This is a genomic window from Virgibacillus salexigens (assembly GCF_000723585.1).
Taxonomy (GTDB): Bacteria; Bacillota; Bacilli; order Bacillales; family Amphibacillaceae; genus Virgibacillus; species Virgibacillus salexigens.
Window position 1 is genome coordinate 337,860 of sequence record NZ_CCDP010000002.1, and the last position, 15,983, is coordinate 353,842.

17 protein-coding genes are annotated in these 15,983 nt (G+C 35.8%); 6 read left to right on the top strand and 11 right to left on the bottom strand.

What is annotated here, in order from left to right:
• Nucleotides 1-8: 8 nt before the first annotated feature.
• The 3 genes from BN990_RS14540 to BN990_RS14550 all read right to left on the bottom strand — a co-directional run bounded on the left by BN990_RS14540 (nt 9) and on the right by BN990_RS14550 (nt 3,554).
• Nucleotides 9-1,235, bottom strand: a complete 1,227-nt coding sequence (locus BN990_RS14540; RefSeq protein WP_021292197.1) for a metallophosphoesterase family protein — start codon at nt 1,233-1,235, stop codon at nt 9-11.
• A gap of 179 nt (nt 1,236-1,414) precedes the next feature.
• Nucleotides 1,415-2,665, bottom strand: coding sequence for an ABC transporter permease (locus BN990_RS14545; RefSeq protein WP_021292196.1), 1,251 nt, complete (start codon nt 2,663-2,665; stop codon nt 1,415-1,417).
• Nucleotides 2,658-3,554, bottom strand: coding sequence for an ABC transporter ATP-binding protein (locus tag BN990_RS14550; RefSeq protein WP_038245659.1), 897 nt, complete (start codon nt 3,552-3,554; stop codon nt 2,658-2,660). The genes BN990_RS14545 and BN990_RS14550 overlap by 8 nt, the downstream gene beginning before the upstream one ends.
• A gap of 184 nt (nt 3,555-3,738) precedes the next feature.
• On the opposite strand from BN990_RS14550, the gene BN990_RS14555 reads away from it, so the two are divergent.
• Nucleotides 3,739-3,924, top strand: coding sequence for a YhzD family protein (locus tag BN990_RS14555; RefSeq protein WP_021292194.1), 186 nt, complete (start codon nt 3,739-3,741; stop codon nt 3,922-3,924).
• Nucleotides 3,925-4,189: 265 nt separating this feature from the next.
• Here BN990_RS14555 and BN990_RS14560 read toward each other — a convergent pair whose 3' ends face one another.
• The gene (locus tag BN990_RS14560) at nt 4,190-4,963 is read right to left on the bottom strand and encodes an enoyl-CoA hydratase (protein WP_051739215.1); all 774 of its coding nucleotides are present in this window, start codon (nt 4,961-4,963) and stop codon (nt 4,190-4,192) included.
• 386 nt (nt 4,964-5,349) lie between these two features.
• Here BN990_RS14560 and BN990_RS14565 point away from each other — a divergent pair, with 386 nt between their 5' ends.
• On the top strand, nt 5,350-5,802 hold the full coding sequence (locus tag BN990_RS14565; RefSeq protein ID WP_021292192.1) for an SgcJ/EcaC family oxidoreductase: 453 nt from the start codon (nt 5,350-5,352) through the stop codon (nt 5,800-5,802).
• Nucleotides 5,803-5,949: 147 nt separating this feature from the next.
• Here BN990_RS14565 and BN990_RS14570 read toward each other — a convergent pair whose 3' ends face one another.
• Nucleotides 5,950-6,321, bottom strand: a complete 372-nt coding sequence (locus BN990_RS14570; protein WP_021292191.1) for a YlbF family regulator — start codon at nt 6,319-6,321, stop codon at nt 5,950-5,952.
• A gap of 160 nt (nt 6,322-6,481) precedes the next feature.
• On the opposite strand from BN990_RS14570, the gene BN990_RS14575 reads away from it, so the two are divergent.
• Both BN990_RS14575 and BN990_RS14580 read left to right on the top strand, forming a co-directional pair.
• The gene (locus BN990_RS14575; protein ID WP_038245660.1) at nt 6,482-7,378 is read left to right on the top strand and encodes a PucR family transcriptional regulator; all 897 of its coding nucleotides are present in this window, start codon (nt 6,482-6,484) and stop codon (nt 7,376-7,378) included.
• A 91-nt stretch (nt 7,379-7,469) separates the two neighbouring features.
• Nucleotides 7,470-8,567 (top strand): ABC transporter ATP-binding protein, encoded by a 1,098-nt coding sequence (locus BN990_RS14580; RefSeq protein ID WP_021292189.1) that lies wholly within the window; start codon nt 7,470-7,472, stop codon nt 8,565-8,567.
• 46 nt (nt 8,568-8,613) lie between these two features.
• Here BN990_RS14580 and BN990_RS14585 read toward each other — a convergent pair whose 3' ends face one another.
• The gene (locus tag BN990_RS14585) at nt 8,614-8,811 is read right to left on the bottom strand and encodes an alpha/beta-type small acid-soluble spore protein (protein WP_021292188.1); all 198 of its coding nucleotides are present in this window, start codon (nt 8,809-8,811) and stop codon (nt 8,614-8,616) included.
• Nucleotides 8,812-9,068: 257 nt separating this feature from the next.
• A complete protein-coding gene (fumC, locus tag BN990_RS14590; RefSeq protein ID WP_038245661.1) occupies nt 9,069-10,454 on the bottom strand; it encodes a class II fumarate hydratase in 1,386 nt (461 codons plus the stop codon).
• A 256-nt stretch (nt 10,455-10,710) separates the two neighbouring features.
• Here fumC and BN990_RS14595 point away from each other — a divergent pair, with 256 nt between their 5' ends.
• Nucleotides 10,711-11,625: a zinc dependent phospholipase C family protein gene (locus tag BN990_RS14595; protein ID WP_021292186.1), complete on the top strand. Its 915-nt coding sequence runs from the start codon at nt 10,711-10,713 to the stop codon at nt 11,623-11,625.
• Between the two features lie 144 nt (nt 11,626-11,769).
• Here BN990_RS14595 and BN990_RS14600 read toward each other — a convergent pair whose 3' ends face one another.
• Nucleotides 11,770-13,065 carry an MFS transporter gene (locus BN990_RS14600; RefSeq protein WP_021292185.1) on the bottom strand — a complete coding sequence of 432 codons (1,296 nt, stop codon included), beginning with the start codon at nt 13,063-13,065 and terminating at the stop codon, nt 11,770-11,772.
• Nucleotides 13,066-13,244: 179 nt separating this feature from the next.
• Nucleotides 13,245-13,478 (bottom strand): IDEAL domain-containing protein, encoded by a 234-nt coding sequence (locus BN990_RS14605; protein WP_021292184.1) that lies wholly within the window; start codon nt 13,476-13,478, stop codon nt 13,245-13,247.
• Nucleotides 13,479-13,712: 234 nt separating this feature from the next.
• Between BN990_RS14605 and BN990_RS14610 the strand changes: the two genes are divergently transcribed.
• Nucleotides 13,713-14,588: a cation diffusion facilitator family transporter gene (locus tag BN990_RS14610; protein ID WP_031335764.1), complete on the top strand. Its 876-nt coding sequence runs from the start codon at nt 13,713-13,715 to the stop codon at nt 14,586-14,588.
• Between the two features lie 37 nt (nt 14,589-14,625).
• On the opposite strand, the gene BN990_RS14615 is transcribed toward BN990_RS14610, so the two are convergent.
• Complete coding sequence (locus BN990_RS14615) at nt 14,626-14,916, bottom strand: AzlD domain-containing protein (RefSeq protein WP_021292182.1); 291 nt, start codon at nt 14,914-14,916, stop codon at nt 14,626-14,628.
• Complete coding sequence (locus tag BN990_RS14620) at nt 14,916-15,635, bottom strand: AzlC family ABC transporter permease (RefSeq protein ID WP_038246046.1); 720 nt, start codon at nt 15,633-15,635, stop codon at nt 14,916-14,918. The genes BN990_RS14615 and BN990_RS14620 overlap by 1 nt, the downstream gene beginning before the upstream one ends.
• Between the last annotated feature and the right edge of the window lie 348 nt (nt 15,636-15,983).

The window sequence follows — 15,983 nt, forward strand, 5'->3', positions numbered from 1 at the left end:
GGTTACCCTCATTCCTTAAAAAACTCATGAATCAATAATTCTTTTGCTTCTCTTTTTATCTGTTGTTCCTGTTCATCTGTTAAACGTTCGATAAATCTTCTAGCTCGCTTTTGCTGATATAGTTCTGTTACAAGCGATGAAATGGTTTGGTTATCTGCTTCATGTAATAATTCACTAATGAAATGTTCCCCTTTATACCATTCAGGGTTTATCGTAGTAGTTTTCAAGTGGATAGAATAACGAAATAGATATATCCAATGATCCTTCTGTATACATGATTCATTAATTAAATCTATTACTTCTTCTATTCTGCCTTCTTTATCCCACTCTACTACCTGGTTACCTGTACCTTCCAAGTGAATATCGATTAATTGAGGCACAGAAAATGATTGCTTTGTCAGTTCATCTAAGATCTTTTGTTCTATTTCTAATACTGATTTACATTCTGACACATTTATCGTTAGCGAATTTATTTGGAATGCTTGAAGTGGAATAAAAGACAGCTCTGCTTTTGCATGTGACAATACAACATGGTAACAGCCTTTAGCTCCAGTTTCTTTTCGATGACGCCCTTGGGTATTTCCTGGATATACAATAGGTGGATCTTCCTTTAAAATTTCTCGCTGATGAATATGTCCAAGTGCCCAATAATCAAAGTCCTTTCTTGATAAATCCCGTACTTGAAATGGAGCATATACATCATGATCTGTATTACTTTGCACACTACCATGGAGCATCGCAATATGAAATGGAATCGATTCGTTCTGTTTTTCGTATTCCGATGTTTTATTTGCATGTACACTTCGATTTACATAGCTAAAACCATATATAGCTGCCATGGCTTCACCATTTTTTTCATAGACGATTGAATCAACCGTGTCTTGGGAAAAGATGGTAACATTATCTGGATACGTTACTGGATGCTTATTCCCTTTTATGTAATCATGGTTACCATAGGATAAATAAACAAGTATTTGATGTTGTTGAAGCAATTCAAAAGCCTGCTTTAATCGTATTTGTGCTTTAATACTTTGTTTTTCATTATCAAATAGATCTCCCACCAGTAAAACAAAATCAACCTGATGATGAATTGCTGTTTGCACTAATTCATCCAATGCGGAAAATGTACTTTCTCGTATCATCTTAAATAAGTTGCTTGGTGTTTGAGATAATCCTTTAAAAGGGCTGTCCAAATGCAAATCTGCTGCATGGATAAATGATACTTGTTTTAACAATAACCACACCTCCATCTCCCATTATTTTATCAAACCCCATGACAGAATGCACGTTCGTACGCCTGGGGCCACTATTGGATCTGTTTCTGCATTAACATAAAGCTCTTCATAAAAAAGGACGTAGAAAACAGAATGTTTTCCTACGTCCTATCCATGTAGCTTAATACCATACTGCACTCTTATTCCTTCTTTGATAAAGCGAGTGCCTTTTTAAAATCTTTCAACGAGTTAGACTTGCCATACATTAATACGCCGCCTTTATAAACTCTAGCTCCTACAATAGCCAATAAAGTGATTGTAGCTACTAAAATACCGATAGATAGAGCAATTTCCCACACAGGAATATCTAACATACCTACACGTAAGAACATAATCATTGGAGCAAAAAAAGGTATAAATGAAGTGATTTTAACAAGATTGGATTCAGGTACACTTAATCCAAATATTGCAATGAAAAAGGCAATCATAACAAGAAATATCATCGGCATAATTAATTGCTGTACATCTTCAATTCGACTTACTAATGAACCTAACATAGCCGCAAGGGTAGCATATAATAAGTAGCCTAGGATAAAGAACACAATGGCATAAATGTAAACAGAAACGGAAGTGTCACCAATTCCAAAGGTAGAGAATATCCCTTCTGTCAGTTCATCCTGTTTTGTGGTAATTAATGTATACCCTACGATTAAAAACAGACTGATTTGTGTTAATCCGACAAATGCAGTACCGATAATTTTTGCAAACATATGGGTTACTGGAGAAGCACTTGAAACCAATATTTCCATCACACGTGATGACTTCTCCGTCGCGACATCTGTTGCGATCATATTTCCATAGGTAATTACAGCCATATACAGTAGGAATAGCATGATATATACAATGCCTCGGGCTTGATTTAACTCATCACTTGTTTTTGCTGATTTATCCAATGCAACGGTTTCAAATTGTACTGGTGCATTAATGTTTGCTAAGGTTTCAGTATCAATATCAGCCTGAGTTGTCGCATATGTAACTTTCAGTTGTTGGATATGCTGCTGAATGGCTGCTTGATTGCCTATTTCAGAAATATTATTTGCATAATAAATAGCCTCTGGTAATTGCTGTTCATTCATGTCTAACACAATCAGCGCCTGATATGTTTCATCTTTAACAGCTTGTTTTGCCTCTTCTTCTGAACCATCATATTCACTTAATTTCACTTCTTCACTTGACTGGTTCATGCTTTGCGATAAAGGATCATATAATTCGTTCGAATAATCAATTACAGCTACCTCATCATCTTCTTTACTGGAAAAAGTTTCTATAATTGATTGTATATTAACCAGCCCTACAATTAATAATAGTGTAATAACTGTACTAATAATAAATGATTTCGTCTTGATTCGAGTCATAAATGTATGCCCAAGAATTATCCAGAACTTATTCATACGAAGCACCTACCTTCGCAATAAAGATATCATTAAGAGACGGTTCTTCTAGTTCGAATTTGCGGATAAAGCCTTTATTCTGTAATTCCTGAAAAACCAGCTGTGATACATCCTCATTTTCAATTTCTAGGCGGCACCCCTCTGTTGTCTTACGAAACCCTACAACACCAGGAAGGCGTTCCAAAAATTCTAATGGAAATGCAGCATGCACAATTAGATTTTTCTTGCCATAGGAACGCTTGATGTCCTGTAATGAACCCTGCACAACTTGTTTCCCCTTTTGCAATATGCAAAGATGTTCACATAGTTCTTCCACATGTTCCATACGGTGAGAAGAAAATACAATTGATGTTCCATACTCTTTCAAATCAACAACAGCTTCTTTAAGCATTTCTACATTAACTGGGTCAAGTCCAGAAAATGGTTCATCTAGAATTAATAATTTCGGTTGGTGAATAACAGCTGAGATAAATTGTATTTTCTGCTGATTCCCTTTCGATAACTCTTCTACCTTCTTGTTCAAGTATTCTGGAACTTTAAAACGGTCTAACCAGCTATTTAGCTCTTTTATAATCTCCGCCTTCTTCATACCACGAAGTTTTCCAAGATAGATAATCTGTTCTTTAACTGTTAACTTTGGATACAACCCCCTTTCTTCAGGTAAATAGCCAATTAAGTGACTTTTATCATAATGAATGGATTGTCCATTCCATGAAATGTCACCAGTTGTGCTATCCAACAGCCCTAATATCATACGAAAGGTTGTTGTTTTACCTGCTCCATTTCCTCCAAGAAAACCATACATTTCTTTTTCAGGGATCTCTAATGAAAGATGATCTACTGCGGTATGATTTCCAAACTGTTTTGTTACATTAGTCAATTTAAGCATGGTCTCTCCCCCTTTTCTATTTGTAGTACGTAAATGATTGGAATCATGTTTCGTACATTCTTTCTTTTCCCCAGCTTAACGTGCTGCGAAAGAAACAGAATATAACCATTTGATTAGGAAGGTTTTTGTTATTATATGTCGAATATATATAGTATTGAATTCACTTCAAGGAGGAGCGTAATATATGAGAAATTACACACTTACCGTTTTTGATCCATCTGGAAAAAAGCTCTTAGATGAAACAATTAATGCTGCAAATGATGAAGAAGCAAAGCAATTGGGAACAACCAAGCTAGAAGCGGAAGGCTACTTAGAACACACGCATCGATGTGTATCACCGGAAGCTAAGCTAGTTCTTTTTCATAGATGATATGAATACCTCCCCTTTTGCAGGAGTAATTCCTTCAAAAGACTGTAACAAACCATATGTAGATTATTTACTTATCCGATAATTACAGAAGAAATGAATTCCATTGACCGGTTAACCAATCCTACCAAGCAAATGAAATAGACATAGTTCCTACGAAGCAACTCGAGTCTTATTTAACGGAGATTACTGAAACCGTTCTCGTAGAAGCATACCTGTTTCAGGTTTTGAAATAGACAGAAAAATGGTTAACCGGCTTTAGATTTACTTATTTTCCTTGAAATACAGGTTCTCTTTTATCTAAAAAAGCCTGTACACCTTCTTGATGATCTTCTGTATTCTTTAAGCTCCACTGCGCTTGCTTTTCTTCTTCAATATAATATTTCAATTCATCCTTTTGCCTGGAATGGTAGATGCTTTTCGTCGCCAGCATAGCAGCTAGCGGGGTAGACAGTAGTTGATTCGCAAGCTTTATAGCATGCGTCAATACTCGTTCCTCCGTAACAATATCAACAAGACCCATTTTTTTAGCCTTTACACCATCTACCTGTTTACGTCCCCAAATAAATTGTTTTGCTTGCTGTGTTCCGAGCCGTTCTTTTAGTAGAAAATGTCCTCCACCATCTGGAGCAAGCCCAATTCCAATAAATAGCATTCCTAGTTTTGCATCTTCTTGGGCAATCAAAAAATCTGCTGTTAAAGCAATGCTTAATCCCAGTCCTGCAGCTGAACCGTGAATAGCTGAAATCACAATTTTGTTAAGCGTATATAGCTTTAAAGCTACCTTGCCTATGATATCCATTATTTCATTAAAGTTCTCTTTTGTAGCAGAATCTTTCATCATCGAAATATCTCCACCAGCACTAAAAGCATTTCCTTCTCCAGACAAAATGACAATTGCATCTTCACTTTGTTCTACTTTTTCAATCGTTTGTAATAATTCTTCCAGCATTTCTTTATTCATAGCATTATAACGGTCAGCACGATTAAAATGTATATATGATACACGGTCCTTGCTTTCATAAATGAGTGTATGGCCCATAATCCTCTCCCCTTATTTTTTAAACTGTATATAAATTTCGAGATGAGTGAAACATTCTCCTGCCTATATAACAATAAGGTTAAAATGAAGATCTGCTATTATAGGTAAACTATTTATTCACTTCCGGTTAGGTTATACTTGCGTTTGATACAATGCAGTTATAATGGAGATTCATGAAAAAATTCAGCCATTAATAACCTTTATCTTTTGTTTCAGCCTACTCTATATCATAATCTGGTGTAACAAAAAAATTGAAATGGCTAATCATACTATTCATTATCCGTTCCCTAAAGCCAAAAAAAACTTGGTTACAAACATACACGCTTTGCTGTGGGATAAGTTTTAATTAAAATTAATGATATATCTGTTTTAGGAGGAATTAAAATATGGATACTTCTTTATACGATGAAGTTCAGGAAGTTTATCAAGAATTAATAAAAGCTTGGAATAACCGCGACGCTTCAAGAATGGCTGAATCGTTCGCAGAACAGGGAGTTCAAATTGGATTTGATGGGAGCAAGGTAATTGGAAAAACAGAAATCATAGCACATGTAAAACCTATCTTTGAAAATCATCCAACTGCTCCTTTTGTAACTAAAATTAAAAATATACGTCCAATAGGAAACCATGCTGCTATTCTACATGCTATTGCAGGGATGATCCCACCAGGAGAAGAAGATATTGAACCCAATTTAAATGCCCACCAAACGATGGTCGTATCTAAAGTAAATAGTGATTGGCATATTGAGCTCTTTCAAAATACTCCGGCTCAGTTTCATGGGAGACCTGAATTAGTTGAACAAATGACTGAAGAATTAAACAAGGTAAAGAAGGACTAGAATTATTTACAGATCTACATACCCATATGCTAACCTTCGACTATCCAATAACAGCTTATGAAGCTTAACTATATTAAATAGTATAATAAAGACAAAAAAGCTTGTAGAAAATTTTAATAATTTGTCTACAAGCTGTTCTTCTTTTATCTATTCAGTTGCTTGGCTATTTTGTTCTTCCTGTGTACCATAAAGCTCTTCTAATGGTTTTGTAATAATACGGCTCACATCATTGATCACAACATTTAAGCGTTGCTCTTCTTCCATCAATTTAGAGATATCTCCATGCTGTTGTACAAGTTCTACAACTTGTCTAGCCTTAGTTACCTCTTCTTCTGTGATTTCTTGTCCTTGCATTTGTTTTTCTTGCAAAGCCATTTGTGTATCTCGGAAATTATCAAACATCTGTTTTGCAGATGGATCATTCATTACCGCATCATAGGCAGTTTTCAAGTTTTTAAATTCTTCACTCTCGCGAATCGCTTTTTCTAAATCATAAGCACTATCATAAATGTTAGGCACGATTTATCCTCCTTCGTATTTCTTACTCCCATTTACTATATCAAACGATGGGAATTGTGTATAGCGATTCGAGATTGTCATGTTTTTGAATATATTATTTTTTTCATTAACCAGGATTGCTATAATTAAAAAAAGAACTTTTAAAAAAGAGGTTTTGCAGATGCTACATCAACTAAAAAAATTATTTCCATCACTTATAGTAAACGATGATAAAATCAAGCTCCCACAGCAAATGTATAAATGGTATATCACAGATAATGGGATTAAAATAGGTATTTCAAAAAATGAATTAACAAATAGAGATACCGCATTATTGGAAACATTTATGACTCCATATCATGCGCAAATACCGGTGCCCTCTGATAAAGAGTTGCAGTGGAAAGAAGTCATTAACCAAACCTCTTCCATGACACATCAAACAGCTTCTTCCCCTTTTCGATTCGTTTATTTTTCGATGAACGAACAACAAATTGAACCAATTACCTTTAAAGAGTCAATTCAAGCCTTGTTCAATTATAAAATCCCTATATTATGGGAGAATGAACAGGAAGGAATACTTATTGAAGAGCAATCCTCCATTACGGGTGAAAATATCCCTTACGAACAAATCATAGATGTGATCATGAGCGATCTTTATGTGAATATTCATTTTTTTGTTGGACCTTATTTAAATCAATATCAAGAGGCAAAATCTCAATACTTAACGATGTTTCGGTATGCCCCGATAGCTTTAACCTATTCCGATAAGCCAGTAACGAATTATCAAGAGGCAATTCCTTACATTTTACTTGAGCAAGTGGGTTCTCCCTTTCGAAACGAATTAGCAAATACGATACTACAAGAATTCACAGCTGATACAGAACTATTACAAACCATTCAAATGTTTTTGAAATGCAATCTCAATGTTTCTGTTACTGCAAAGGAATTATATATGCATCGTAATAGTCTCCAATATCGCTTAGATAAGTTTATTGAAAAGACAGGAATTGATATTCGCCAATTTCATCAAGCTGTCACAGTCTATTTGGCACTTCTAGCAAATATGCACAAAGACTAATTGAATATTTGTGCATGTTTACCGTTTCGATCAACCCAATCTTTTTTTATACTATAATTAATCAAACGCTTACAAATTGGGGGAATAGAAAATGGCAGAATTACGTATGGAGCATATTCAAAAATCCTATGATAAAAAAACAACGGCGGTAGATGACTTTAACTTACATATCCAAGATAAAGAATTTATTGTTTTCGTTGGTCCTTCTGGATGTGGTAAGTCGACTACATTACGTATGATCGCCGGTCTTGAAGAGATCACTGATGGGGAATTGCATATCGATGACAAAAAAATGAATGATGTAGCTCCAAAGGACCGGGATATTGCAATGGTTTTCCAAAACTATGCCTTGTATCCACACATGAATGTATACGATAATATGGCATTCGGTTTGAAACTACGTAAATTTAAGAAGGATGAAATTGAACAACGTGTTAAAAATGCTGCTAATATTCTTGGCCTAGAGGCTTACTTGGACCGTAAACCTAAAGCGCTTTCAGGCGGACAACGTCAACGTGTAGCCCTTGGCCGTGCCATCGTTCGAGATGCAAAAGTATTCCTAATGGATGAACCATTATCAAACTTGGATGCAAAACTCCGTGTGCAGATGCGTGCAGAAATCCAAAAACTTCATCAACGCCTACAAACTACTACCATTTACGTTACGCATGATCAGACAGAAGCAATGACAATGGCCACACGACTTGTTGTAATGAAAGATGGGGTAATTCAACAAATTGGGGCACCAAAGGATGTATATGATAATCCAGACAATGTCTTTGTTGGAGGCTTTATTGGATCTCCATCAATGAACTTTTTTACTGGAAAGTTAAATGGAAGTAATTTTGAAATAGGAGAAAAGAAAATTGCTATTCCAGAAGGTAAACTGAAGACATTACGAGAACAAGGTTATGAAGATAAAGAAATTACATTAGGAATAAGACCAGAGGATATTCATGATGAGCCTATATTCATCGAGTCTTCACCAAATACCAAAATCACTGCAGCAATTGAAGTAGCTGATTTAATGGGAGCAGAAACGTTTCTCTATTCAAAAATAGACGAACAAGATTTTATTGCACGTATTGATTCTCGTACAGATATTAATGTTGGCGAGAACATCGATTTAGCATTTGATATGAATAAAGCCCACTTTTTTGATATTGAAACAGAACTTCGCATACGTTAAACAATGAGGGGAAAAGCTGATCAGCTTTTCCCCTTATCCATCATTATTAAGCTTTTGGACCTAGTTGTTGTTGTGCAGTTTGAACAAGTCTTTTAGTGATTTCTCCACCAACAGACCCGTTAGAACGAGAAGTTGAATCAGGACCTAAGTTAACACCAAATTCTTGAGCAATTTCGTATTTCATTTGATCAAGAGCTTGTTGTACTCCAGGTACGACTAATTGGTTTGAACTGTTGTTAGCCATAATTATCACCTCCTGTACTACTAGTGTGAGCAGATTACGAAAACTTATCATAAGTTTTAACTGGTAAATTGTAGATGTTAGCTAAAGGGATTGTTTTTATGGAGTGTTTGTTTATAAAAACAATTTTTCAAACTATCGGTGTTCAAACCTCGCTTATGTAAGACTCGAGGAACAAACGAAATCCAAGCGTAAATAAATAAACACCTCAAAAGTTAGCGTTACGTTCGCTAACTTTTGAGGTTCATTACAAACTGAGTTTATTTTGGATATGTCATCTCTTTTGGATTTACATATTGATGGAATTCTTCTTCTGTAAGTAAACCAAGTTTTACAGCTGTATCTTTTAGAGTAGCATTATCATTAAATGCAGTTTTAGCAATTTTAGCAGCATTTTCATATCCTATGTGTGGATTTAAAGCGGTTACTAGCATTAAGGAATCTTTTAAGTTTTTCTCAATTTGTTCTAAATTCGGTTCAATCCCTTGAGCACAACGTTCATCAAATGACAGAATACTATCGGATAGCAACTGACATGATTGTAAGAAATTGTAGGCAATCACAGGCTTAAACACATTTAGCTCAAAATTACCTTGACTCGATGCAAAACCGATGGTGGCATCATTTCCCATTACCTGAGAAGCGACCATCGTGACAGCTTCACTTTGTGTTGGATTTACTTTTCCAGGCATGATCGAGCTACCTGGTTCATTAGCTGGAACAGTTATTTCCCCAATTCCACATCGCGGCCCACTAGCAAGCCAACGTACATCATTTGCAATTTTCATCAAATCTGCTGCTAACCCTTTTAGAGCCCCATGAGCGTAAACCGATTCATCATGACTCGTTAAAGCATGAAATTTATTCGGGGCAGATACAAAGTTTTTACCTGTATGTTCATTAATAGCTGCACAAACGCGCTCTGAAAACTCCGGATGTGCATTTAATCCTGTACCGACAGCAGTTCCTCCAATTGCTAGTTCTTTGATATAATGAATACTTCCCTCAATCATCGTTTCTGATTTTTCTAACATACGATGCCATCCGCTAATCTCCTGTCCAAGCGTTAATGGAGTTGCATCTTGTAGATGGGTTCGACCAATCTTAACGATGTCATTGAATTTTTCCATCTTGACTTTTAACGTATCTTTAAGCGTACGTACGGCTGGGAGAACTGTATCTTCTAGTTTAAGAACAAATGCAATATGCATCGCTGTTGGATAGGTGTCATTTGAACTCTGTGATTTATTGACATCATCATTTGGGTGTAAGGTTAAGTCACTTCCTTGGTCACGTAACCAATGATTACCTACATATGCAATTACTTCATTTACATTCATATTAGACTGTGTTCCACTTCCAGTTTGCCAAACAACTAAAGGAAAGTGGTCTGTTATTTCATCATTTATAATTTGCTCCACTGCTGCATGAATAGCTTCTGCTTTTTTGGCTTCCAGTAACCCGAGTTCTTTATTTGCATGTGCAGCACTTTTTTTAAGTATCGCAAACGCTTTAATTATCTCTACTGGCATTGTTTCATTTCCAATTGGAAAGTTCTGTTTACTTCGTTGTGTTTGCGCTCCCCAATATTTGTCAGCAGGTACATGTATTTCTCCGATTGTATCTCGTTCTACACGATAATCCATTTAGATTCCTCCCTATGTCCATCTTTCTTTATCTATTGTATCAGAAATTTGTCAGAATAAAATAATGAAAGCAATTTCATGTTATTGCTTGTTGATTGACACAAAATTGTACGTGCTGACCTATTCCTTTATTGATCAAATATCTTTTATAATATGTTAGAGAACCATGCACTTATGGAAGACACTTATATAAATAGCAGTTATAATAATGCAAAACAGAAGTCTTCTTATAGAAGCACAGAAGGGGGATTTCGTTATGCCTAATATTTGGACACATATTCTTTTTTGTGAAGAAATTGTTGATGAGATAACACAGACAAAAACAATTTCTAACCATGAGACAATCATGAAACTTGGTGCACAAGGGCCTGATCCCTTTTTCTATTATAAATTTTGGCCATGGTTAAAAGATGAGTCTGTTCAAAAAGTTGGCACTGCACTGCACACACGATACTGTGGAGATTTTTTAATCGATTTAATTAAAGCGGCTAGTACGTTGAATGGAAGCGTAAAAGCTTATGTTTTTGGATTCATCACCCACCATATATTAGACCGCAACACGCATCCTTATATCCATTATCGTGCAGGATATGAAGGCAGCAAACATCAAAAATTAGAAGTGTTTATAGATACATTGATGATGGAAAAATACCAAAACCTTAAGACATGGAAAACTCCTGTCTATAAAGAAATTGATGTTGGTATTTCGATTGATGAAGATATTCGTCATCTTCTTCATCGATTGGTTACAAAGTATTTTCCAGAATTCAATTTTAGTACCACACGATATATTCAAAAATCATACCGTGATATGAAATTTGCATTAAAGCTGTTAGCGGACCCATATGGATGGAAAAATGCACTTCTAAAATCAACCATTGCTTCCTACTCTCATCAACCGATTAGAGATGAGAAAGACTATCTTAATTTACACAATACAACCTGGTTTCATCCTGCGACGAACAAACCTTGTACACACAGTTTTCTTGACCTCTATCACCAAGCAAAGGTTGAAGCCATAGAAATATTAACAACTGTTAACGAGTATTGGAATTCAAGCAACGAATCGCTTTTGACAAAATTAACTGGACAGATTGGCAATATCTCTTATGATACCGGTAAATCACTTCACTTAGAATTAGAAAATAGATACAGTGAACCGATTGTATAACATAAACAGATGTTACTCACAACTAGGAAGTGCCTGAGGGGATAAACACGCTCTGAATAACTAGACCCCGAATCTCGACAAAGAGGTTCGGGGTCTTAACTATGTCTATTCTCTAATGTTATCGTTACATTTCAAGCGCTTTATTTATTTTGAGATAATATTAATTTTCTCATTCACCGCTGTTTGTCTTTGGGCATCCTCTATACCTTTGTCTATATCAACAAACTTTAATAATAAAATGCCTCCAACAAAAAATACGACTAACGAAATAATCCCTAACCTGCTTGATCCAGTCAACTGCCCGACAAATGCAAATAAAAATGGACCAAATATCGCTGCAAACTTTGAGGAAATTCCGTAGAATCCATAGAATTCAGCATGTTTATTTTCAGGAACCATCCTGCCGAATATAGAACGACTAAGTGATTGAGCCCCACCTTGGACCATTCCAACACATATTGCTAATAAGTAAAAATGAATGGCGGATGTCATAAAATACCCTAATATAACGATTCCTATATAAATATATAAGGAGAGACTTAGAGCTTTCTTTGCACTTATTTTTGTTGCCAGCCATCCAAAGAAAAAGGTACAAGGAATACCAACAAATTGAGTAATCAGCAATGCTGCAATTAAACTATTCCCGTCAATTCCTATATCTCTTCCATAGATGGTTGCCATCTTAATTATTGTTGAAATGCCATCATTATACATCCAAAAAGCAAGTAGGAAAATTAATAATTGCTTATAGTGCTTTAAATCTTTTATAGTTGAAGCAACGCGTGAAAAACCAATTGCCGCATACGACCTTTCACGATTCACTCGCTGCTTTTTCTCCTCCTTGATATTTCGAAAAAGCGGTAGTGAGAACAAAAACCACCATAGACCAACTGTTGCAAATGAAACCTGACTAGCTATGGTTGCATTAGCTAAGCCGAACCATTCATATTTTAAAATCATTAAAATATTTATAGCTAATAATAAGCCGCCGCCAATATATCCCCAAGCAAATCCTGCTGAGGAAACTTTATCAATTTCTTCTTCTTTGGCAATCTCTGGTAAGAATGCATCATAAAATACATTACCACCAGAAAAGCCTATCGTACCTATAATTAATAATAATGAAGCAAATAGATAGTCCCCTTCTCCAACAAAGGCTAATAAAATGCTTGCTAACATCCCCATGTAAGCGAAAAACCGTAGAAATTTTTTCTTTGCTGCCGAATAATCACTAATGGCACCTAATATTGGTGCAAGTATTGCTACGATTAACACTGCAATCGATTGAGAATACCCCCAAAAGCTGGCAGCTAAATTTTCATCGACGCCAACTGCAGCGACATCATAGTAAAAGACAGGAAGTACAGCCGCCATGATCGTTGTAGCAAAAGCAGAATTACCAAAATCGTACAGTACCCAGCTTCTCGTTATCTTCCTCATAAAATCCCCCCCTGTTTATCTTAAGAATATCAAATTAAGGTACAATCAAGAACTACTTTACAAAAAGTTTAAAAACAGGTGTACTGATTTATCATAAGCGTACCGTTATGTAAAAAGTCCTATCCATACACTAAAAAAAGCACCTTACCAGATAGGCAAGGCACTATATCTGTTAATGCTTATTCCCAAATAAAGTGTCTATAATGCTCACTTAATTTCAAAAAGCTATCCTCGTTACCTTCATCAATGGAACGATTTATTCGTTCCTCCAAAAATGCTTTATTATAATTAAAGCATAATTCATCTAAAAGCAGCCGGGAGGAAAACCTTAGCTCAAACGGAATTTCTCGTTTAGCTTTAATTCCTTTTCCACTATACCGATAAAACTGATAAACTGTCTTCTGCTTTTTCATGGAACACTTCCCCCTTGTTCCTTTTTACTATTATCTTAAATTTTTAGAATAATTGCAATAGGTAAAAGCAAGAAAAGTTAAATTCTTTTTAAGTAATTTTTACCTAACGAAACATCCTTACCTCCACTCAATACATATTGCTCAACGCTTTATTGTTTCTCTAGACTTACCATAGCACGCTTTGGTAGACTGTTTAAGTACAAATAAGGCTGTTAGATGGAGGCCCTTTACATGATGAATTACTCAGATAACTTAAAAAAAGGTGAAAAAGGTGCATGGATAAGTATTTTCGCTTATATTAGCTTAGCTATTGGAAAATTAACCATAGCATCGTCTGGAAACTCAGACGCCTTACGAGCAGACGGTTTAAATAATACAACTGATGTCATTGCATCAATTGCTGTTCTAATCGGATTAAAGATTTCTCGGAAACCACCCGATGAAGATCATCACTACGGACATTTCCGGGCAGAAACAATTGCCTCCTTATTTGCAGCTTTTATTATGATGTTTGTAGGTATTCAAGTTATAATTGAAACATGCAAGACAGTCCTAAGCGGAAGCTATGCTCAACCTAATATGATAACTGCATGGACAGCGTTAATCGCAGCTATCGTTATGTTTGCTGTCTATTTCTATAATTTACGACTTTCCAAAAAAATACAAAGCAGCTCCCTTTATGCAGCTGCCCAAGATAATCGATCCGATGCGCTGGTTAGTATCGGAGCATTTATTGGTATTATTGGTGCTCAATTTGGTATTTATTGGCTCGATCCACTGGCTGGACTAATTGTGGGGCTAATCATTTGCAAAACAGCGTGGGGCATCTTTAAAGATTCTACACATACGTTGACGGATGGTTTTGACGAAAAACAAATCGAAAAAATAAGTAAAACTATCGAAAAAGACCCTGACGTAAGAAAGCTTGTAGAAATTAAGGGAAGAATACATGGAAACCAAGCATTCATCGATATTACGATCCTAGTAGATCCTAATCTCAATGTAGAAGAAAGCCACGCAATTACAGAACGTCTCGAAAATTATCTATATAAGAAACATAGTATTTCAAGGGCGCATATTCACATTGAACCCTATGTAACAAAAAACTAACGCATGAGTAGTCTAAACTCATGCGTTTGGCATTTCATTAAGTCAATAAAAACACAGTTGTAATTGCTGCAGCAACAACCAATATAACATTAACACCGATATATGCCAGGATAATTGCAACAACTCCACCGATAACCCCTATTAATGGTTGCTCTGGCTTAACGGACATAATTCCTGGAAAAATAAGAGCGCCTAGCGCTGCATAAGGAATGGCATTCAACCAACGATTCACCCAATCTCTAAATTGTAATTTATCTACTATAAAGGCAGGAACCATTCGTGGTAGCATGGTCACCATTGCCATACCGATAATAATTAGCAAAATCATCAGCGCTCCTCCTTCCATAAGAATATCCCGCTCATCCCGCCAATTATCGTTCCAAACACAATGGACCATCCAGTGCCTAAGCCTAATTGCAGACATAATCCATTAATTAACATAGCTAAAATTGCAATCACGGCTACCCGTTTATCTTTTTTCACAGAAGGAACTAGTAAACCAATAAACATGGCATAAAGGGCAATCCCCATACTTTGACTCAATTTTTCAGGAATGACTTCCCCTAAAATACCACCAGCAAAAGATCCAAATACCCATGATAAATAGGCAGTTAAAATGATGGTTGTATAGAATAATGCCCCTTTATCCTTATTCGCCTCTTCCGGATGAAGAGAAGTGACAGCAAAGGTTTCATCCGTTAACCCCATAGACATAGGAAGTTTCCATCTTATATCCATCCCCCTTAATCGATTCATAAAAGAAAGGCTCATTACAAAATGCCTGAAATTAAGTACAAAGGTTGCAATAATTATTTCTACTGCACCCGCACCGACCGCTATCATATTTGCTCCCATAAATTGACTTGCTCCAGCAAATACAAGCACACTCATTAATGTTAACTCTGTAATTGACATTCCGGCTTGTTTAGCCAATACACCGTACGTTAAGGCTATTGGTAAATACCCAACCATAATAGGGAAGCCTTTTGCTAATCCTTTTTGAATGATATCAATGGTTCCGTTTGTTCTTCCGTCTGCAGCTTTTATGTTCAAGACCTTCCCTCCCTTATATAATTCCTGTAATTATATCCTATATTATCAATTTTAAAAAGATTCAATTCCCCATTTTTCATGTTGACAAATTGGAATTTCCCAGTTATATTCAATATTAATCTTTAAAATAATATAGTGAAGACCTTAGAATGCATAGTAAATAGCTTCTGAGCAGTAACGAGAGACAGAGTGCTTGGTGAAAACTCTGGCAGGAAAACTATTGAATTACACATTCTTTGTAATAGGTCATAAGATAACGAGAGGCTGGTAATATTTTTCCAGCAATCAGGGTGGTAACGCGGAGAAAGCTTCGTCCCTATAGGGGCGAAGCTTTTTTTATTT

Excerpts from the sequence above, each read along its gene's own strand:
- BN990_RS14615 (WP_021292182.1), bottom strand. The coding sequence starts at position 14,916 with ATGATTTTGCTAATTATTATCGGTATGGCAATGGTGACCATGCTACCA.
- BN990_RS14580 (WP_021292189.1), top strand. The coding sequence starts at position 7,470 with ATGGCAGAATTACGTATGGAGCATATTCAAAAATCCTATGATAAAAAA.
- BN990_RS14585 (WP_021292188.1), bottom strand. The coding sequence starts at position 8,811 with ATGGCTAACAACAGTTCAAACCAATTAGTCGTACCTGGAGTACAACAA.
- BN990_RS14595 (WP_021292186.1), top strand. The coding sequence starts at position 10,711 with ATGCCTAATATTTGGACACATATTCTTTTTTGTGAAGAAATTGTTGAT.
- BN990_RS14600 (WP_021292185.1), bottom strand. The coding sequence starts at position 13,065 with ATGAGGAAGATAACGAGAAGCTGGGTACTGTACGATTTTGGTAATTCT.
- BN990_RS14545 (WP_021292196.1), bottom strand. The coding sequence starts at position 2,665 with ATGAATAAGTTCTGGATAATTCTTGGGCATACATTTATGACTCGAATC.
- fumC (WP_038245661.1), bottom strand. The coding sequence starts at position 10,454 with ATGGATTATCGTGTAGAACGAGATACAATCGGAGAAATACATGTACCT.
- BN990_RS14550 (WP_038245659.1), bottom strand. The coding sequence starts at position 3,554 with ATGCTTAAATTGACTAATGTAACAAAACAGTTTGGAAATCATACCGCA.
- BN990_RS14560 (WP_051739215.1), bottom strand. The coding sequence starts at position 4,963 with ATGGGCCATACACTCATTTATGAAAGCAAGGACCGTGTATCATATATA.
- BN990_RS14605 (WP_021292184.1), bottom strand. The coding sequence starts at position 13,478 with ATGAAAAAGCAGAAGACAGTTTATCAGTTTTATCGGTATAGTGGAAAA.
- BN990_RS14565 (WP_021292192.1), top strand. The coding sequence starts at position 5,350 with ATGGATACTTCTTTATACGATGAAGTTCAGGAAGTTTATCAAGAATTA.
- BN990_RS14555 (WP_021292194.1), top strand. The coding sequence starts at position 3,739 with ATGAGAAATTACACACTTACCGTTTTTGATCCATCTGGAAAAAAGCTC.
- BN990_RS14575 (WP_038245660.1), top strand. The coding sequence starts at position 6,482 with ATGCTACATCAACTAAAAAAATTATTTCCATCACTTATAGTAAACGAT.
- BN990_RS14610 (WP_031335764.1), top strand. The coding sequence starts at position 13,713 with ATGAATTACTCAGATAACTTAAAAAAAGGTGAAAAAGGTGCATGGATA.